This window comes from Ruegeria sp. AK11 (assembly GCF_056541095.1).
Genome location: NZ_JBQFXU010000002.1, coordinates 130243 through 148350, shown reverse-complemented (window position 1 = coordinate 148350; position 18108 = coordinate 130243). Strand labels below are relative to the sequence as shown.

Below are 18108 nucleotides of genomic sequence, written 5' to 3'. Positions count from 1 at the left end.
GCAGGCAGTGAAACATGGATCGTCGAGCATTCGGATTGGGGGCGGTAGCAACGCTGGGCCTATCGGCTTGTGCATCAGCCCGACCAAATTTTCTGACTTATGATGGGCCCGAGGTCACCTCGCTGGTGGTCAACAAGGGCGCGCGCAAACTTTATTTGTTGCACCACGAAAAAGTCCTCAAGGAATATGATGTGGATCTGGGATTTGCGCCGCAGGGCACAAAAACCAAACGCGGAGACGGCCGCACGCCCGAAGGAAGTTACCTGATCGATCGGCACAACCCCAACAGCCGGTATCACCTGTCTATCGGGATATCGTATCCCAACTCTCAGGACATCGCCAAGGCTAAGGCTGCGGGAGTTGATCCCGGTGGGGACATCTTCATTCACGGGCAGCCAAATCTACGATCCGAGTTCAAACGCGCCAAGAAAACTCCGGATTGGACCGCGGGATGCATCGCGGTCAAGAATGACGAGATCGAAGAAATCTATGCGATGGTCAACCGAGGGACGCTGATCACCCTGCGCCCTTAGGGGGCACAGGCGCCCACGCTGCAATCCCGAATGTTTCATAGTCGTGCTGGTAGACCTCGGATGCCAGCGCTTCAAGCTGTTCGTCATAGATCTGATCCAGCGTAAACGGAACATCTTGCGCGCACGGGCCGGGAACCGGCGGATTGGGGTGGCCTGTTGAGCGGGCCAGATCCGGCAGAGCCGTGGTCAGCTCTTCTTCCCGCAGAATCAGGTCCGGCATCAAAAAGCTGGCAATACCATCCAGCGTGCGGGACTGGCTGCACCACGTCCCGTCAACGCGGATCGGCGTCTGACCGTTGAGGTTCATGCGCAGGAACCCGAGGAACGCCAGAAACGCATCCCGATGCTGTTCGACCGAGTAATTGGTGTCGCGCACCTGCCCGGGGATCGGCAGGTCAAGGCGGTTGCGCAGGTAATTGCGAACCATCTTGTAACTGCCCGGCCCGGTATCCAGAATGTACTGGCAAAACGCCGAATGCGCCCGTGCCAGCGGGTGGCGCAACACGGTGAACTTCCGGTGTCCGGGGTGGTCTTGCATCCAGGCGCGGATTTCCTTGCGGTTCCGGTTTGTGACCAGATCGTCCGCAGAACAGCCATCCAGCTCGGCCATCCATTGCGCGATAACAGGCTCTATTCCGCCGCGAATGGGCAAATACATCAAATTTGATCTGGCTGCGGCGATATATTGCGGTACCGCCGCCCCTCGGTTTGGCTCGAAACGGGTGGGCTGGTGCAATCCGAACCTGTCCAACCTGGACAGGGCGTCTTGCATCTCATCGGGGTTGGTGACCTTCGATACGGCAGGTGCCGGGTTTTGCGGTTTCAGAGTGTCGTCCAGCTTGCTCAGCCGCGCCTCAACCCCCAGCCATGCGGCCAGACCGTTCAGAACGTCCAACTCGGCCAGGTCGTCATAGGTGATGAAAAAGGCAGTCTGACCGGTTTTCTGTAAATGCCGCTGCAACATGTGTTGGTGGCCGTGGACCTGATCGAGATACTCAGAAAACTCAACCCCGTCGAACGCAACCTGGGCATCGACGCGGCGCTTCACGTTCTTCAGCAGCCATTGCTGCGTGGTGCGCGCGATTTTCAGGGACAGAAAACTGTCCAGCGGATTGCGTGTTAGAATGATCTTGGCGCAGCGCGGATCATTCAGCACAGGCTTCAGAATGCGCGGATCGTGGTCCTGGAAATACCGAAAACCGTTCAAGCCACCCGGTGCCGACCGGATTGCCTTCAACAGTCGCATCGGATCTGCATCGCGGTCTTCCAGCGACAGACCCAGAAGGGTATCGGACTTCAGGTTGCCGGCAAAATGCGGGTTAAAGGCTTCGCCATGACAGGAAACCCCGTCCAGCGCGTTCAGATTGGCCTCAAGAAGGTTCGACCCTGTGCGCATGGCAGCCAGAACAACGAAGTAATCAAAATTGGCTGGCATGGGTAATTACTGCACCAGATAGGGTTTGCGATAGGGTTTCGTCTGATGGCCGAACACATCGTCCGAAGGGAAATCGCCCATCAGGTAAGGGTGCATACCCTGATTCTTGAGGTTTTGCAGGAACTTCCCGAAGCCGGACAGATCGACCATTGTGGGCGCTTCTGTCAGGTGACTGGCTTGATGCGCGCCAATCTCGTCCAGGATTGTCTGCAAGGGCTCCATCGGCGCTTCAATGAAATCGGCCAGAGACCAGCTGCGCATCCGCGCCTTGGTCCAGACCGAGGTCAAAACCTCAAGCTGTTTGGTTTCGATCTGTTGCAGACGCGCGGCCTCGCTCCGGATGTCCGAGAAGTTCAGGTTTGACCGGAACAGCGGAATTGCCCAGGCCCCTGTGATGACCGAGATTTGCGCATTCTTGTCCCGCGCCAGAAACCAGTTGATGTCCTGCGTGTCGCGGGGGCTGAACTGGAAACACTGGCGTTCGCCCCGTGTGTTCCAGATCAGGTTCGACAGAAAGGCCGTTGGATTGTAGTCCCGCAGCAAAGCACAATCGCTGAGCGCACCGTTTGTGATGGTTTCACCCTTTGCAAATTCCGCACGCTCGGGTCCGAACAGGTGCCCGTGCACGCGTGTGCCAGTGGCCGCGGCCAGCCAATCTTCGAAGTCTTCAAACAGTTCGGAAAAGCCCTGAAATACGGAATAGGGTGACGAGGTAAGGCCGTTTTCACTGCCGTGCCGGGGAAACCGGCTTTGCATGTACAGCCCGTCACGCCCCCGCGTCCGCCGCTCGACCGCCTTGGAAAACACCCGGTCAATCTTGCCGGGATTGGGTTCGGCCGGTTTCATCGCACTTGCTTGATCGGTCAGAAACGCCTGATACAGCCGTTCCGCACGGGGCCAGATCTTGCGGGCAACAAAACAGTCTGACCGCCGCAGCAATTGCAGATGGTCGTCGTAGAAGATGTGCGGGCGGCCCTGATAGTCGAACTTGGACAGGGTCAGGGATCGGCTCTCGATATGTGTAGAATACAGCCGCGCCAATGTCTGGAAATAGCTTTCATCCGGAATCCAAACATGGCGGAAGTAGCTGTCATATTGTTTGCGCTTGGGGTCCTGCAAAATGGCAGACAGTGTTTGACGGGTCAGGCACCACCACTGGCTGCCCATATGCGGGACCAAACCGTCGGGGATTTTCCGGCGAAACCCGACCGCGCGCTGAAGCTTTACATATGCGTCGAACAATCCGCGCTGTTTTCGCCAGGAAAACGGGAACCGCAGCGTAAACCGTTCATGATCCAACCCGCCGATTGTCCAGCTGACATCAGACGTTGTCGCGCTTTCGATGAAATCGACACGAGGCCGGTCGGCCAGGTAATCGATCAGCTCCTGAACCGGGCGCAGCGGCAGGCAGGCCCCCGACGACAGGAAGACGTGGCGCGTTTCGGGAAATCGCTCCAGCATCAGTTCGGACGCGCTTTGTGAGGCGGCAACGATTCCCCACCCGCCCCAGTCGCATTGATGCCGGTTGGAAAATGCGATCCGGGGATTGTCCGAACAGGACGCAACACATCGCGCATATTCTTCACCCGGTACTTTGCGATCCACATGGATCACAACAGGGCATCCCGCAGCGGTCCAATGGCGCGCGACCTGTTCGGCCCGGTCCAGCGAGGTATGAACCAGCATGACGACGCCCAGACCGCTCATGCCCAGTTTCCCTTTGACATCAGGCCCAGAATCTCAAGCTGCCGCCAGTTGATATAGGCCTCGGACCACTCGCACCAGAATACGGGCTTGTCTTCAAGCTGTGCGGCATAGGCCTTGTATTCGCCCGAACCGCTATAATGCTGGCGGCGTTGCAATTCTTCACGCGCCTTGTCGCCAAGGGTGTCAATCAGCTTGGCATGAAGCAACGAGCCGCTGGCCTTTTCCCCACCCCATTCGTCGTACACCTGATTCAGCCCGCGCGGCAAAAGCGAGTGGGTCGAGCTGACATAGACATAGCGTCGATCCCATTTGACCAGCGGGATCTTGTTCAGTGCCGGGGCTTTGGATGGCTTGTCGCGAAAGAACACACGCGCCCGGGCGCCCCCTTGAATCCACAGGTTCTTGTAATCGGGGTTCTTGGTGATCGTGTAATTTCCCGGATCGAACCACCGTGCGATTTCAAAAGGATCCTGCCCCTCGCGATAGGTTTCGGCATCCACAGACCCTTCGGGGTACATGTCGATCAGCATGGTGCCAAAGCTGCGCACGGCACTTCCGTCCAGCCAGTCTGTCAGGGCGCGGATCGGGCGGGTGTCGCAGAAGGGGTAGATGAAAAACTCATCCGGGTCGACGCTCAGAACCCAATGTCCATGCGCGTATTTGCGCAGAATGTAATTCGACCAGTCCAGACCATAGCTTGCACGTTTGTAGCTGGTAGTCGTCCGCCAGACCGATACATCGGACTGCTGTTTCAGGAATTCAAAACTGCCGTCATCGCTGTCATTATCGATGAACAGAAAATGGTCGATACCCAGTTTGCGGTAATATTCCAGAAAATAGGGCAGGCGAATTTTCTCGTTTCGCACAACGCTCATCAACAGGATATCGTCGCGGCGGATGGCAGACGTGTTGTTGCTGGCGGGCTTAAGTTCGCGCCGACGTCTGAGGCAGCGCAGAATACGGCGCTTGCGCCGCAATCTCATCTTGTATGAATCAAACAGGCTCACGCGACTGCCCAACCTTTATTATAACGCGAGCTTTCCCCGAACCCGCCGCGACCGTTGGTTGCGACAGGGCATTGTCGGTTTATGCCACTTCTACCTCTTCTGAGGCAACTTTTTTAAACCCCGGAAATGGTAAAGGTGCCGTTGATCCCCCCGATTTGTTTTCAAGACCAGCCGCCGTCACGCATCAGCCCCATCTCCAGCAACTGCGACCAGCCGGTATAGCGCACCGAGTGCGGGGTCCACATGTCTGGTTGACTGAGTATCTGATCGTAATACGTGCCGAACTGGTTCGGGTCATGAAAATGCTGGCGGCGCAGCTTTTCAGTTTTGGATTTTTCAATAATGTCCGGCAGAAATTTCGTGTGCAGCAGCACGCCGGACGGGGTGTCGCCGCTTGGCCCGTCATACACTGCGTTCAGACGACGGGGTAGGGCGGAATGGCACGAGTTTACATAGGTATAGCGCCGCGACCACCGCATGAGCGGGATCTTGTTCAGTGTGGGGGATCGCTGCTGCGTTTGGGTAAAAAACACCCGCTCGCGTGCGCCGCCCTGAACCCAAAGGTTTCCCATCGGGCTTTGCCGCTGCGCGCGATACGGGCCTGCGTCAAACCAGTTCAGCACCTCGATCGGGGCCGTGTCCGGGTCATAGGTTTGGCCGCCCAACGGCCCTTTTGGATACAGATCCAGCATCAAAGCGCCAAACCCGACCCGCCCCTGCCGGTCCAGCCATTCTGTGAGCTCATGCAGGGAATGGCGGTCGTGCCGGGCATAAACCAGCAACTCATCCGCATCGACCATCAGGCACCAGTGGCCATGGCCGTAACGCATCTGTAGCCAGCTGAGCCAGTCCAGCCCAAAGCGTGATCCGCGATAGCTGGACCGGGTCTGCCAAAGGGACACATCCGGTTGCCCTTGCAGGTAGTCAGCCGAGCCGTCATCGCTGCCGTTGTCGACGATCAGAAAATGGTTCACGCCCAGCTGGCGGTAGTGACGGAAGAACCAGGGCAGGCGGGTAATCTCATTGCGCAAGGTGGTAAAGGCCAGCACGTCGCCGCCCCGTATCCTGCTTGTCTGATCTTTCAGGCAGGTCAGTTGATGGCGGCTGCGCATCGAGCGCCAAAGAAGGCGTCGCCGTTTCCAGCGCAACCGGTATTCCTGTCGCCAACCGATATCAGGAAGTGTCTGAACCGTATTGGACATCACAGGGGCCTCATTTCTCGTAGTGGCCGTTCTGATGCCAGCGCCAGGCATCCGCAATCATCGTCTCTAACGTTGACCTTTTCGGCTTCCATCCCAGTTCGGTTTGGGCGCGGACGGAACCGGACACCAGCTTGGTGCAATCGCCCGCCCGTCGGGCGCCGACCGAATATGGCACAGGGCGGTTGGTGACGGATTTGGAATGCTCGATCACTTCAAGCACGGAAAACCCCGAGCCGGTGCCCAGATTGAAAACACGGCTTTCTTTACCCTGTTCCAACCAGCCCAGCCCCAGAACATGTGCGTCGACCAGATCACAGACATGGACATAATCGCGAATACATGTGCCGTCCGGCGTATCGTAATCGGTGCCAAAAACGGTCAAACCCTCGCGCTTGCCATCAATCGCGTCCAGCATCAGGGGGATCAGATGGGTTTCAGGCCGGTGAAACTCGCCCACTTCGCCTTCGGGATCGGCACCAGCAACGTTGAAATACCGGAAAATGACATGGCGCAGCCCATGGGCCGCTTCGAAATCCCTCAGGATGTCCTCGATCGCGCGCTTTGATGCACCATAGGCATTCAGCGGGTGTTGGGCGGTGGCCTCGTCCAGCACCACATTGTCATGCTCGCCATAGGTGGCGCATGTGGACGAGAACACGAAATCCAGACAGCCCGCCGCAACCGCAGCCTCGATCAGCGTCAGCGATCCGGTGACATTGTTCGACCAGTACAGCCCGGGTTGCCGCATCGCGTCGCCCACCTGACTGAGGGCCGCAAAATGCATCACCGCAACCGGCTTGTGTTTGGCAAATACCTCGTCCAGGCGTGCCCGGTCCAACAGGTCGCCCTGTTCAAACGGCCCGTATTTCACCGCATCCTGCCAGCCGGTGACCAGATTGTCGTAGGTCACGGGAACATAACCCGCCTGCGCAAGCGCCTTGCAGGCATGCGACCCGATATATCCGGCACCACCGGTCACGAGGATTGGTTTCATGAAACGTCCTTTGGAACCAGATTGCCTGTCATCGAGATATGGGAACCGCGGGGCGTCATGGGCAAAAACCGGCTATTCCAGCCCCATCGCGGCCATCATCTCTTCGATCTTGGGCACGTCCTGCGGGTTGTTCAGCTCCCAGAATTGACGGCCCTTGGCGTCAACCTCGACGCACAGAACCTTGCGGCCATTTTCCATGAACCTGAGCTGTTCAAGACCCTCCAGTTTTTCCAGAGGGCCCGTTGGCCAGCCCGGATAGGCCGCCAACGCATCAGGCCGATAGGCATAGACGCCGACGTGGTGAAACACCGGCGTGGGTTCATCCCCGCCATAGGTTTCTGAGGTGAAGGGCACAACCTCTTTCGAGAAATACATCGCGCTGTTGTCGCGCGCGAATACGGCGGTTGTGCCGCCAACGCGGCCATGTTTGCGGTCGTTCAGCAGGCTGTTCAAAGCATCCCCGTCGCAACGCAGGACCGGTGTGGCCACGCCAGCATCGGGTGCCGCGCGCAGCCCTGTGATCAGGTCTTCGACAAACCAATGCGGTGTCAGGGGTGCATCGCCCTGAAGGTTGACCACGATGTCATATCCGCTGCCCAGAACCTTGTGCGCCTCGGCGCAGCGTTCGGTGCCGTTCTGGCAGTTTTCCGAGGTCATCACCACCTCGGCGCCAAAGCCTTCGGACAGTTCGCGGATGCGGTCGTCATCGGTTGCGACCACAACCCGGTCCACGCCCGCAACAGAAGTGGCCGCCCGCCAGGACCGTTCGATCAGTGTCATCGAAACGCCGGTCGCGCCGGTCAGCGGCACCAAAGGCTTGCCCGGATACCGGGTCGAGGCATAGCGGGCGGGGATGGCGATCAGAACTGACATCAGGCCTCCTTCAGCTTAACACCCGGAGCGTACGCGATAAAAAACGGGTTCGCATAGCCCTCTTTGCCATAGAGAAGCGGCGCGTGATCGTCAAACCGCACAACCCGGCCTCCGGCCCCGGCCACTACCGCGTGCCCTGCCGCCGTGTCCCACTCCATCGTGCGCCCGACCCGCGGATAAAGATCCGCCTCGCCCGTCGCAACCAGACAGAACTTGAGAGACGATCCCGCGCTTTTGCTGTCCCTGACCTGATACTTGTTGATGTAATCCTCGGTGGCCTGATCCCGGTGCGACTTTGACGCCACGACCAAAAGCGCGGAATTGTCTGGGTTAGAGACTGATATTGGGGTCAGGGTGCCGGGTGCATCCTTGTCAAACGCGCCCGTTTCCTCGACCGCCTGACCATCGGGCTGCGTATAGAACATGCGACCCCGCGCCGGGGCATAGACCACGCCCCGTGTCGGCGTTCCGTTCTCGACAAGTGCGATGTTGACGGTGAAATCGCCACGGCGGTTGATGAATTCCTTGGTGCCATCCAGCGGATCGACAATCAAAAAGGTGTCCCCCTTTTCGGAATGCGAGGCGGCCTGTTCTTCGGTGATCAGCAGGATGTCGGGGAAGGCCTGACGCAACCCGGCTGAAATCAGCGCATCGGCTGCCTCATCCGCTTCGGTCACAGGGCTGGAGTCTGATTTGACTTTGACGTCGAAATCGTCTGCCTCATAGATTTCCATGATCCTGTCGCCTGCCTCAAGGGCCAGACGCCGGATGACGGGAATAAGCGCGTCGTAGGTCACAAAAATGCTCCGTTCCTGTGGTTTGTTGATCCAAACTCGTGACCGACTTATGATGCGACGGTTACCGAACGGCAAGATATTCATGCCAGGTTAGGGACGACGAGGCAGGAAAGACCCTTTAAGTGTTCTATTACAAGCGCAATCAAACGCTGCTGGGCGGTGCACTGACGACTGCGGAACTGGTGTTCCACGCGGTGGTGCGGAACGTGCGCGCGCAGCATCCGAATGCGGTGATCGCGATCCTGCTTAACGTTGTGCAATTGCTGGTGATGATGGTCACCTTCTATCTGCTCATGTCGCTGATGGGCCGGGGCGGGGTCGCCAGGATCAGGGGCGAATTTCTGCTGTATGTCCTGTCGGGTGTGTTCCCGTTCATGTTGCACATACAATCGATTGGCGCGATTTCCGGGGTTGGATCCTCCAATAACCCAATGATGCTGCATTCGCCGATGAACGTGATGGTCACGATTCTCGCGGCGGCCTTCAGCACTTTCTATAAGTTCCTGTTGGCCATGTTCATCATCCTGTTCGTCTACAGTGTCGCGGTTGCTCCGCTTGAGGTGCAGAACCCCGGCGGCGCCTTCGCAATGCTGGTGCTGGCCTGGTTTACCGGCTGCGCGGTGGGGCTTGTGTTCATGGCTTTGAAACCGTGGGCCCCGACGACCGTTTCGATGCTAACCAATATATATCGCCGTCTGAACATGGTGTTTTCCGGCAAGATGTTCATTGCGAACGCATTGGGTGGCGGGCTGTTGATGATGTTTGCCTGGAACCCGCTGTTTCACATCATCGACCAGACCCGCGGGTTCGTGTTCCGCAACTATTATCCAAGAAACACCAGCTGGGAATACGCGGCCTGGGTTGGAATCGCCCTGTTGATGATCGGTCTTATGGGTGAATTCTTTACCCGTCAGCACGTCTCGAAAAGCTGGAATGCGCGCCGCTAGCGCGCGACCCGCAGCGTAAGGTTTATGCGCCCGCCTTTGGGCAACAGGCGCGAGGATCCGAACCTGATCCGATCCACACCGTGATAGGCAAGCCGCGCCGGACCACCCATGACAACCACATCCCCCGAGCTCAGCCAGATCGACTCGGTCTTGCCGCCGCGCGTCGTGCTGCCAATCCGAAACAAGGCATCGTCGCCCAGCGAAACCGACAGGACGGGCCATGAAAAATCTGCCTCGTCCTTGTCCTGGTGCAGGCCCATTTTTGCGCCTTCCCCGTAGTAGTTGATCAAACAGCAATCGGGCGCTCGCTCGGTGCTGACCAGATCGCGCCAGATATCCAGAATGGCGGCGGGGATTTCCGGCCAGTCACTACCTTTGGGGTGCTGATCCTGATAACGGTACCCCGCCTTGTCGGTCACCCAACCCAGATCGCCTGCCGAGGTCATCCGAACCGACATCTCCTTGCCCGAGGTGGTAACAGGCCGGAACAGGGGCGCGGCTTTCAGAATCGGGCGCAAATCCGCGATCACCCGCGACTGGGCCGCAGGATCAAGATAACCTTTCCTGATATCGAACCCCCGCAAAACCAATCGCGCCATTCCGGAAACCCCAATCCTTTCCAATTCCTTGCCAAAAAAGGCATCAGAATCCCTAAAACCTGCGTTCTACGGTGCTTGCAGGCCTCAGGTCTCGCCCTTATATACGCCGGGACGCGCGATGGTAGTGCTGTCGCGCACATCAGATCGGGGGCGGGATGCCGTAACGGGTCCTGTCGTCGAGACATCGCCTTGAAGAGAAAGGGATTGCAAAAATGGGAAAAGTAATCGGGATTGACCTCGGGACCACAAACTCGTGCGTGGCCATCATGGACGGTTCGCAGCCGAAGGTTATCGAAAACGCCGAAGGGGCGCGGACCACGCCCTCGATCGTCGCCTTCACTGAAGATGAGCGACTGGTCGGTCAGCCTGCAAAGCGTCAGGCGGTCACCAACCCCGACAACACGATCTTTGGCGTCAAGCGCCTGATCGGCCGTCGTGTGGATGATGCCGAAGTCGAAAAAGACAAGAAAATGGTGCCTTATACCATCGTTGATGGTGGCAATGGCGACGCATGGGTTCAGGCCCGCGGTGAAAAATACTCCCCAAGCCAGATCTCGGCCTTCACTCTGGGTAAGATGAAGGAAACCGCGGAAAGCTATCTGGGTGAGGAAGTCACGCAGGCGGTCATCACCGTTCCGGCATACTTCAACGACGCACAGCGTCAGGCCACCAAAGACGCCGGTAAAATCGCCGGTCTGGAAGTGCTGCGGATCATCAACGAACCGACAGCTGCCGCTCTGGCCTATGGTCTGGACAAGCAGGAAACCCAAACCATCGCAGTCTATGACCTTGGTGGCGGTACCTTCGACGTGACCATTCTGGAAATTGACGACGGCCTGTTCGAGGTCAAATCGACCAACGGCGACACCTTCCTGGGTGGTGAAGACTTTGACATGCGCATCGTCAACTACCTGGCGGATGAGTTCAAAAAGGAACACGGTGTCGATCTGTCTGCTGACAAGATGGCCCTGCAGCGTCTGAAAGAAGCCGCGGAAAAAGCCAAGATCGAACTCAGCTCGACCTCGCAGACCGAGATCAACCAGCCGTTCATCTCGATGGGTTCGAACGGTCAGCCGCTGCACATGGTCATGAAACTGACCCGTGCCAAGCTGGAATCCCTGGTCGGTGACCTGATCAAGAAGTCGATGAAGCCGTGCCAGGCTGCTCTGAAAGATGCCGGTCTGTCGGCCGCTGACGTGGACGAAGTTGTTCTGGTCGGTGGTATGACCCGGATGCCGAAAGTGATCGAAGAGGTCACGAAGTTCTTCGGCAAAGAGCCGCACAAAGGCGTGAACCCGGACGAAGTGGTTGCCATGGGTGCCGCCATTCAGGCCGGTGTTCTTCAGGGCGACGTCAAGGACGTGGTTCTGCTGGACGTAACCCCGCTGTCGCTGGGCATCGAGACGCTGGGTGGCGTGTTCACCCGCCTGATCGACCGCAACACCACGATCCCGACGAAAAAGTCTCAGGTCTTCTCGACCGCCGAGGACAACCAGAACGCCGTGACCATCCGCGTGTTCCAGGGCGAGCGTGAAATGGCTGCGGACAACAAAATCCTCGGTCAGTTCAACCTCGAAGACATCCCGCCCGCACCGCGTGGCATGCCCCAGATCGAGGTGACCTTCGACATCGACGCCAACGGCATTGTCTCGGTTTCGGCCAAAGACAAAGGCACCGGCAAGGAACAGAAGATCACTATCCAGGCATCGGGCGGTCTGTCCGACGAAGACATCGAAAAGATGGTCAAGGACGCCGAAGAGAACGCGGAAGCCGACAAGGAACGCCGCGAGCTGGTCGACGCCAAGAACCAGGCGGAAAGCCTCATCCACTCGACCGAAAAGTCGATGGAAGAGCATGCCGACAAGGTCGACCCGACCACGATCGAAGCTATCGAACTGGCGATCGCCGCACTCAAGGACGAGCTGGAAACCGACAATGCCGACAAGATCAAGTCTGGCATCCAGAACGTCACCGAAGCAGCGATGAAGCTGGGTGAGGCCATCTACAAGGCGCAGTCCGAAGAGGCCGAGGACGAGCCTGCCGCGGCAGATGCCGCACATGGTGATGACGATATCGTCGATGCCGAGTTCGAAGATCTGGACGACGACAAGCGTAACTAACGGGTAACCGGGCCAATGTAGGCCGGTCCGGATGCCGGGCCGGCCTATTTACGTTGAGGCAGAAGGAAATACTGATGTCAAAACGCGACTATTACGAAGTGCTCGGCGTGTCCAAGGGCGCTTCGGCGGATGAGATCAAGAAAGGCTTTCGCACGAAAGCCAAAGAGCTGCATCCGGACCGCAACAAGGACAACCCGGATGCCGAGGCGCAGTTCAAGGAAGCCAACGAGGCTTATGACGTGCTGCGCGATGCCGACAAAAAGGCGGCCTATGACCGCTTTGGCCATGCGGCGTTCGAAAACGGCATGGGCGGTGGTGGCCGACCTGGCGGCGGCTTTGGGCAGGGCGATTTCTCCAGCGCGTTCTCGGATGTGTTCGACGACCTGTTCGGCGATTTCATGGGTGGGCAACGTGGCGGTGGCGGTCGACGCGCCGCGCGCGGCTCGGACCTGCGCTATAACCTGCGCGTATCGCTGGAAGAGGCGTATTCGGGTCAGCAGAAAACCATCAATGTACCGACAGCCGTGGCCTGTTCCTCCTGCGAAGGAACCGGTGCAGAAGGCGGGGTCGAGCCGACAACCTGCCCCACCTGTTCCGGCATGGGCAAGGTACGGGCGCAACAGGGTTTCTTTACGGTCGAACGAACCTGCCCCACCTGCTCGGGTCTGGGTCAGATCATCAAGAACCCCTGCAAATCCTGTAAAGGTGCAGGCCGCGTCGAAAAAGATCGCGCCTTGTCGGTCAACATCCCCGCTGGTGTCGAAACCGGTACCCGTATTCGTCTGGCAGGTGAAGGCGAGGCCGGAATGCGCGGTGGCCCTCCGGGCGACCTCTACATCTTTGTGGAAGTGTCTGATCACAAACTGTTCGAACGCGACAGCGTGAACCTCTATTGCCGTGTACCGGTCAGCATGGCCAAGGCCGCGCTGGGCGGATCGATCGAGGTTCCGACAATCGATGGCGGCCGTGGGCGGGTGCAGATCCCGGCAGGCAGCCAGTCGGGCCGGCAAATGCGCCTGCGCGGCAAAGGTATGCCCGCGCTGCGCGGCGGCGGTGTTGGCGACATGTTCATCGAACTGGCCGTCGAAACCCCGGTCAACCTGACCAGCCGCCAAAAAGAACTGCTGCGCGAGTTTGATGACCTGGGCGAAGATAACCACCCGGAATCAAAAAGCTTCTTCTCATCCGTCAAATCCTTCTGGGACGGTATGAAAAGCTGACAAACAGAGTTACGGGGGCTCTGCCCCCGCCGCCCGTTCCGGGCGCCTCCCCCGGGATATTTCCGGCCAGATGAAGCAGGGATCCTTTATTCATCTGGCTCTAAATATCCCGGAGCGCGAGGCAGAGCCTCGCAAAATACTCCCTAAAGACATTCAATTGGCCTTATCAGATGACCAAAAGTGGCAATGCATTTGCCAAATTGGGTCTTGATTCCAACCGCTGACCCTGAAATTGTCCGCGACAACCGTTGGGGTGCCCGTATCAGGGCTGAGAGGCGCGACCGCGTTAACCCATCGAACCTGATCCGGGCAATTCCGGCGTAGGGAACGGTCTTATGAACACAGACGTTTTCCCTACCTCGTTGCCCAAAGAAGATGGAGCAACGACATGGCGGCAATTGCCCTGACCATCGCAGGGTCTGACAGCGGCGGAGGCGCCGGGATTCAGGCCGATCTGAAAGCGATGTCGGCGTTGGGTGTATTCGGCGCAAGCGTCATTACCGCCATTACGGCGCAGAACACGCAAGCCGTCACTGCGGTGCATGGGGTTCCGCTGGATGTCATTGCCGCTCAAATCGACGCGGTGCTGAGCGATCTGGACGTGAAGGCCATTAAGATCGGTATGCTTGCGACGCCAGAGATCATTCACACAGTGGCCCGAGGCCTGGAAACGTTCAAAGGGCCCGTTGTTCTTGATCCCGTCATGATCGCAAAATCCGGGGATGCGTTGTTGGCGCAGGAAGCGGTCCGGACTCTGCGCGAAGTGATGGTGCCAGCAGCGACTGTGCTGACACCCAATCTGCCCGAAGCGGCATGTTTGCTGGATGCGAAACCGGCGCAATCACCGGACGAGATGGCCGCACAAGGCAAGGCCCTGTGCGCTCTGGGCGCAGGTGCGGTTTTGATGAAGGGCGGGCATGGGTCGGGCGATGTCTGCCACGATCTGTTGGTCGACCCCTCAGGCGTCGTGGCCGCATTTCAGGCCCCGCGTCAGAACACGAGAAACACCCACGGAACCGGATGCACCCTGTCGTCTTCGATCGCCGCCGGTTTGGCCAGGGGCCTGCCGCTGAGGGATGCGATCGCGCAGGCGCATAATTATCTGCAAGGGGCCATTGCGCGGGCGGATGAGCTGAAGATTGGTGCCGGGCACGGTCCAGTGCACCACTTCCACCGGATCTGGCCCGCATGACACTTTGGTCGGTTATAGGTGCGGGCGTTGCGGGTCTGGCCGTGGCCAGCGAGCTTATGTCACGCGGCGCAAAGGTGCAGGTTTTCGATCCGGGCGGCCCGTCCGGCCCGCATGGGTGTTCCTGGTGGGCCGGTGGGATGCTGGCCCCCTGGTGTGAATTTGAAAACGCGGAAGAACCGGTGCTGCGGCTGGGGCAGGAAGCAATCGAATGGTGGACGCAGCGAACGCAGGTAAACAGACGTGGAACCCTTGTTGTTGCCAACGCGCGTGACCTGCCTGACCTGCGCCGGTTTGCGCGCCGAACCGAAGGGTACAGCGAGGTTGATCGGGCGAAAATATGCGAATTAGAGCCTGATCTAAGCAAGTTCGGTAAAGCTCTGTATTTTGAAAACGAAGCTCACCTTGATCCTCGTCAGGCGTTGCGCGATCTGCATCGCCACCTGCAAGGCGCAGGCGTTGAATTCCACCGAAAGCTGGCGCCGGTGCAACTGGACAACGCCATAGACTGCCGGGGCTTGCACGCGCGCGAATATCTGCACGACCTGCGCGGCGTGAAAGGTGAGATGCTGGTTCTTCGTTGCCCCGATGTGACCCTTTCGCGTCCGGTGCGGTTGTTGCACCCGCGGATGCCGCTTTACATCGTACCGCGCGGGGATGGCGTCTACATGCTGGGCGCAACCATGATCGAGTCCGAGGACAGCAGCCGCATCACCGCGCGTTCGATGCTGGAACTGCTCAGCGCGGCCTATGCCGTGAACCCGGCCTTTGGCGAGGCCGAGGTGCTGGAGATCGGCGTCGACCTGCGCCCTGCATTCCCGGACAACCTGCCGCGTATCCGGCGCTTGGGCCGGACAATCTATGCCAATGGGCTGTATCGCCACGGTTATCTGCTGGCCCCTGCATTGGCGCGGGGTGTCGCTGATCTGGCATTGGACAACACACATTCGGAGATGGTTGATGAAGATCGTGCTTAACGGCGAGACACGGGACGTGCGTGCCGAAACCCTGTCGGATCTGTTGCTGGAATGCGGCTTCTCGGGCCGTGTGGCCACCGCCGTGAACGAAGATTTCGTGCCGTCAAGCCTGCGTATTGCGCACAAACTGACCGACGGCGACCGGGTCGAAGTGGTCGCACCAATGCAGGGGGGCTGAGGATGCGAATGTTCTACGGCATCGAACTGCCGAACCCCTTGATGCTGGGCACCGCCCAATATCCCAGCCCTGCCATTCTGGAACAGGCCTTTCGCGAAAGCGGTGCGGCGGTTGCCACGGTATCGCTGCGGCGGGAATCCGGCGCGGGTCAGACATTCTGGCAGATGATCCGCGAGCTGGGTGTTCTGATCCTGCCAAATACGGCTGGCTGTCATACGGTGAAAGAGGCGGTGACAACAGCCCATATGGCGCGCGAAGTGTTTGATACCAAATGGATCAAGCTGGAACTGATCGGCCACACCGACAGTTTGCAGCCGGATGTGTTCCAGCTGGTCGAGGCCGCGCGCATCCTGACCGAAGACGGGTTTGAGGTGTTTCCCTACACCACCGATGATCTGATCGTGGGCGAACGCCTGCTGGAAGCGGGGTGCGAAGTGCTGATGCCGTGGGGCGCGCCTATCGGGTCCGGGCGAGGGCTGAACAACGAATACGCCCTGCGGTCAATGCGGGCCGAGTTTCCTGACACGCCGCTGGTGGTGGATGCCGGGATCGGCCTGCCCAGCCACGCGGCCCATGCGATGGAACTGGGCTATGACGCCGTTCTGCTGAACACCGCTGTGGCCCGTGCCGGTGATCCCGTTTTGATGGCCAAGGCGATGGCGCAGGCAATCCATGCCGGACAACTCGCCCATCAGGCAGACCCGATCGAGGCGCGTGATATGGCCGAACCTTCGACCCCTGTTGTTGGAAAGGCATTCCTGTCATGACGCTGGACCGTTTCTATCCGATCTTCGATCACGCGGACTGGTTGCGGCGGATGCTGCCCCTGGGTGTCAAGCTGGTGCAGCTACGTATCAAGGATCAGCCGGATGAGGTGGTGCGCGATCAGATTGCCGCCTCGCGCGATCTGTGCCGCGACTACGGGGCGGTTCTGGTGATCAACGATTACTGGCAGCAGGCCATCGATCTGGGTTGTGACTGGGTTCATCTGGGGCAAGAGGATCTGGATGATGCTGACCTGAAAGCCATCAGAAAAGCGGGTCTAAAGCTGGGTGTTTCCACTCATGACGATGATGAGCTTGAGCGGGTTCTGGCCATGGATACTGATTACGTGGCGCTGGGTCCCATCTATCCGACCATCCTGAAAAAGATGAAATGGCATCAGCAGGGCCTGCCCCGCGTGACCGAATGGAAGGCGCGGGTTGGCGACATTCCTCTGGTCGGTATTGGCGGCATGAGCGTCGAGCGCGCAGCAGGGGTGCTGGCAGCGGGGGCCGACATTGTCTCGGCCGTCACGGACATCACGCTGAACACCGACCCCGAAGCGCGGGTGCGTGCTTGGATAGAGGTCACGAGATGAGCCGCTATGTCCGCCAAACGCTGCTGCCCGAGGTTGGGGCCGAAGGACAGGCCCGCCTGACTGCGGCCCGTGTTCTGGTGGTCGGCGCAGGTGGTCTGGCCGCGCCGCTTCTGCCGCTATTGGCCGGAGCCGGAGTGGGGCATATCACGATTGTAGATGGTGATATCATTGATCTGTCGAATCTGCATCGCCAAACGTTGTTTTCAGAAGAAGATTGCGGGCAGTCAAAGGCTGAACGCGCCGCTGACCGATGCCGTGCGTTGAATGCCGAAATCGATGTGATTTCCAGGAAACAGGCTCTAACTGGGGAAAATGCGCCCGATCTGGTGTCGCAGGCAGATATCATTCTGGATTGTGCCGACAGCTATGCGGTCAGTTATTTGCTGTCGGATACCTGTCTGGCACAAGGCAAGCCACTGATCAGCGCCTCGGTACTGGGGCTTTCGGGTTATGTGGGCGGCTTCTGCGGCAGCGCGCCTTCTCTGCGAGCCGTTTTCCCCGATGCGCCGGATAGCGGCGCAAGCTGCGCCACGGCGGGTGTTCTAGGCCCCGTTGTCGGTGTGATCGGGTCCATGCAGGCGCAGATGGCGCTGAACCTGATCTTGCGGCTTGACCCGTCCCCGCTTGGGCAGATGGTGCAATATGATGCGCGAACCCTGCGCTGCACCGGGTTTCGTTTTGATGACGCGCCGGAACCGAACAGCTGTTTCCGCTTTCTCTCTGCCAGTCAGTTGAAGGAGACAGACCAGATTGTCGAACTGCGTGACCCGGACGAAGCGCCGGTTCCAGCTCACCCGAATGCGACGCGCATTTCACCCGAAGAAATTCAAATAATAGATTCTAAAAAAGGGCAACGCCTTGCCCTTTGCTGTGCCACCGGGCTGCGCGCATGGCGCGCTGCCGAGAAAATTCAACCGATTTGGCCGGGCGAGATTGTCCTCGTCGCGGCCTCAGCCTCCTGAGAAAAGGA

At 58.9% G+C, this 18108-nt stretch carries 18 protein-coding genes and 1 riboswitch; of the genes, 10 read left to right on the top strand and 8 right to left on the bottom strand.

From position 1 onward, the window contains the following. Positions 1-14 precede the first annotated feature (14 nt). Complete coding sequence (locus ACR0D9_RS08295; protein ID WP_480486947.1) at positions 15-533, top strand: L,D-transpeptidase family protein; 519 nt, start codon at positions 15-17, stop codon at positions 531-533. Here ACR0D9_RS08295 and ACR0D9_RS08290 read toward each other — a convergent pair. The 7 genes from ACR0D9_RS08290 to cysQ form a co-directional block, all read right to left on the bottom strand. Then, positions 517-1968, bottom strand: coding sequence for a nodulation protein NodH (locus ACR0D9_RS08290; protein ID WP_480538363.1), 1452 nt, complete (start codon positions 1966-1968; stop codon positions 517-519). The genes ACR0D9_RS08295 and ACR0D9_RS08290 overlap by 17 nt on opposite strands. Before the next feature lie 6 nt (positions 1969-1974). Further along, a complete protein-coding gene (locus ACR0D9_RS08285) occupies positions 1975-3675 on the bottom strand; it encodes a DUF5927 domain-containing protein (protein ID WP_480538362.1) in 1701 nt (566 codons plus the stop codon). Next, complete coding sequence (locus tag ACR0D9_RS08280) at positions 3672-4658, bottom strand: glycosyltransferase family 2 protein (protein WP_480538563.1); 987 nt, start codon at positions 4656-4658, stop codon at positions 3672-3674. Before ACR0D9_RS08280 ends, ACR0D9_RS08285 begins: the two co-directional genes overlap by 4 nt. A 185-nt stretch (positions 4659-4843) precedes the next feature. Further along, complete coding sequence (locus tag ACR0D9_RS08275; RefSeq protein WP_480538360.1) at positions 4844-5884, bottom strand: glycosyltransferase family 2 protein; 1041 nt, start codon at positions 5882-5884, stop codon at positions 4844-4846. 10 nt (positions 5885-5894) lie between these two features. Next, positions 5895-6878 carry a UDP-glucose 4-epimerase GalE gene (gene galE / locus ACR0D9_RS08270; RefSeq protein ID WP_480486955.1) on the bottom strand — a complete coding sequence of 328 codons (984 nt, stop codon included), beginning with the start codon at positions 6876-6878 and terminating at the stop codon, positions 5895-5897. Positions 6879-6950: 72 nt separating this feature from the next. Further along, positions 6951-7751, bottom strand: a complete 801-nt coding sequence (locus ACR0D9_RS08265; RefSeq protein WP_480538358.1) for a 3-deoxy-manno-octulosonate cytidylyltransferase family protein — start codon at positions 7749-7751, stop codon at positions 6951-6953. Beyond that, the gene (gene cysQ, locus ACR0D9_RS08260) at positions 7751-8548 is read right to left on the bottom strand and encodes a 3'(2'),5'-bisphosphate nucleotidase CysQ (RefSeq protein WP_480538356.1); all 798 of its coding nucleotides are present in this window, start codon (positions 8546-8548) and stop codon (positions 7751-7753) included. The genes ACR0D9_RS08265 and cysQ overlap by 1 nt, the downstream gene beginning before the upstream one ends. A 122-nt stretch (positions 8549-8670) precedes the next feature. Here cysQ and ACR0D9_RS08255 point away from each other — a divergent pair, with 122 nt between their 5' ends. Continuing rightward, positions 8671-9495 carry an ABC transporter permease gene (locus ACR0D9_RS08255; RefSeq protein ID WP_267364436.1) on the top strand — a complete coding sequence of 275 codons (825 nt, stop codon included), beginning with the start codon at positions 8671-8673 and terminating at the stop codon, positions 9493-9495. Here the strand turns inward: ACR0D9_RS08255 and ACR0D9_RS08250 are convergent. After that, entirely contained in the window at positions 9492-10094 is a 603-nt protein-coding gene (locus ACR0D9_RS08250) for an alpha-ketoglutarate-dependent dioxygenase AlkB family protein (RefSeq protein WP_480486961.1), read from the bottom strand. The two genes, ACR0D9_RS08255 and ACR0D9_RS08250, sit on opposite strands and share 4 nt — an antisense overlap. Before the next feature lie 212 nt (positions 10095-10306). Between ACR0D9_RS08250 and dnaK the strand changes: the two genes are divergently transcribed. The 8 genes from dnaK to ACR0D9_RS08210 all read left to right on the top strand — a co-directional run bounded on the left by dnaK (position 10307) and on the right by ACR0D9_RS08210 (position 18100). Then, positions 10307-12214, top strand: coding sequence for a molecular chaperone DnaK (gene dnaK / locus ACR0D9_RS08245; protein ID WP_480482473.1), 1908 nt, complete (start codon positions 10307-10309; stop codon positions 12212-12214). Between the two features lie 74 nt (positions 12215-12288). Then, a complete protein-coding gene (dnaJ, locus tag ACR0D9_RS08240) occupies positions 12289-13434 on the top strand; it encodes a molecular chaperone DnaJ (RefSeq protein ID WP_480538354.1) in 1146 nt (381 codons plus the stop codon). A 239-nt stretch (positions 13435-13673) separates the two neighbouring features. Beyond that, a riboswitch (TPP riboswitch) is annotated at positions 13674-13778 on the top strand. Positions 13779-13822: 44 nt separating this feature from the next. Continuing rightward, a complete protein-coding gene (gene thiD, locus ACR0D9_RS08235; RefSeq protein ID WP_480486965.1) occupies positions 13823-14626 on the top strand; it encodes a bifunctional hydroxymethylpyrimidine kinase/phosphomethylpyrimidine kinase in 804 nt (267 codons plus the stop codon). Next, positions 14623-15600 carry a glycine oxidase ThiO gene (gene thiO / locus ACR0D9_RS08230; protein ID WP_480486967.1) on the top strand — a complete coding sequence of 326 codons (978 nt, stop codon included), beginning with the start codon at positions 14623-14625 and terminating at the stop codon, positions 15598-15600. The genes thiD and thiO overlap by 4 nt, the downstream gene beginning before the upstream one ends. Next, positions 15584-15778: a sulfur carrier protein ThiS gene (gene thiS, locus ACR0D9_RS08225; protein ID WP_209506920.1), complete on the top strand. Its 195-nt coding sequence runs from the start codon at positions 15584-15586 to the stop codon at positions 15776-15778. The genes thiO and thiS overlap by 17 nt, the downstream gene beginning before the upstream one ends. Positions 15779-15780: 2 nt before the next feature. Further along, positions 15781-16545, top strand: coding sequence for a thiazole synthase (locus ACR0D9_RS08220; RefSeq protein ID WP_480486968.1), 765 nt, complete (start codon positions 15781-15783; stop codon positions 16543-16545). Then, on the top strand, positions 16542-17138 hold the full coding sequence (locus tag ACR0D9_RS08215) for a thiamine phosphate synthase (protein ID WP_480486970.1): 597 nt from the start codon (positions 16542-16544) through the stop codon (positions 17136-17138). Before ACR0D9_RS08220 ends, ACR0D9_RS08215 begins: the two co-directional genes overlap by 4 nt. Further along, on the top strand, positions 17135-18100 hold the full coding sequence (locus ACR0D9_RS08210; RefSeq protein WP_480538352.1) for a HesA/MoeB/ThiF family protein: 966 nt from the start codon (positions 17135-17137) through the stop codon (positions 18098-18100). Before ACR0D9_RS08215 ends, ACR0D9_RS08210 begins: the two co-directional genes overlap by 4 nt. Positions 18101-18108: the final 8 nt, after the last annotated feature.

Bases quoted from the DNA above. Each gene is read 5' to 3' on its own strand.
- ACR0D9_RS08295 (WP_480486947.1), top strand. From the start codon at position 15: ATGGATCGTCGAGCATTCGGATTGGGGGCGGTAGCAACGCTGGGCCTA.
- ACR0D9_RS08290 (WP_480538363.1), bottom strand. From the start codon at position 1,968: ATGCCAGCCAATTTTGATTACTTCGTTGTTCTGGCTGCCATGCGCACA.
- ACR0D9_RS08285 (WP_480538362.1), bottom strand. From the start codon at position 3,675: ATGAGCGGTCTGGGCGTCGTCATGCTGGTTCATACCTCGCTGGACCGG.
- ACR0D9_RS08280 (WP_480538563.1), bottom strand. From the start codon at position 4,658: ATGAGATTGCGGCGCAAGCGCCGTATTCTGCGCTGCCTCAGACGTCGG.
- ACR0D9_RS08275 (WP_480538360.1), bottom strand. From the start codon at position 5,884: ATGTCCAATACGGTTCAGACACTTCCTGATATCGGTTGGCGACAGGAA.
- galE (WP_480486955.1), bottom strand. From the start codon at position 6,878: ATGAAACCAATCCTCGTGACCGGTGGTGCCGGATATATCGGGTCGCAT.
- ACR0D9_RS08265 (WP_480538358.1), bottom strand. From the start codon at position 7,751: ATGTCAGTTCTGATCGCCATCCCCGCCCGCTATGCCTCGACCCGGTAT.
- ACR0D9_RS08250 (WP_480486961.1), bottom strand. From the start codon at position 10,094: ATGGCGCGATTGGTTTTGCGGGGGTTCGATATCAGGAAAGGTTATCTT.
- dnaK (WP_480482473.1), top strand. From the start codon at position 10,307: ATGGGAAAAGTAATCGGGATTGACCTCGGGACCACAAACTCGTGCGTG.
- dnaJ (WP_480538354.1), top strand. From the start codon at position 12,289: ATGTCAAAACGCGACTATTACGAAGTGCTCGGCGTGTCCAAGGGCGCT.
- thiD (WP_480486965.1), top strand. From the start codon at position 13,823: ATGGCGGCAATTGCCCTGACCATCGCAGGGTCTGACAGCGGCGGAGGC.
- thiO (WP_480486967.1), top strand. From the start codon at position 14,623: ATGACACTTTGGTCGGTTATAGGTGCGGGCGTTGCGGGTCTGGCCGTG.
- thiS (WP_209506920.1), top strand. From the start codon at position 15,584: ATGAAGATCGTGCTTAACGGCGAGACACGGGACGTGCGTGCCGAAACC.
- ACR0D9_RS08220 (WP_480486968.1), top strand. From the start codon at position 15,781: ATGCGAATGTTCTACGGCATCGAACTGCCGAACCCCTTGATGCTGGGC.
- ACR0D9_RS08215 (WP_480486970.1), top strand. From the start codon at position 16,542: ATGACGCTGGACCGTTTCTATCCGATCTTCGATCACGCGGACTGGTTG.
- ACR0D9_RS08210 (WP_480538352.1), top strand. From the start codon at position 17,135: ATGAGCCGCTATGTCCGCCAAACGCTGCTGCCCGAGGTTGGGGCCGAA.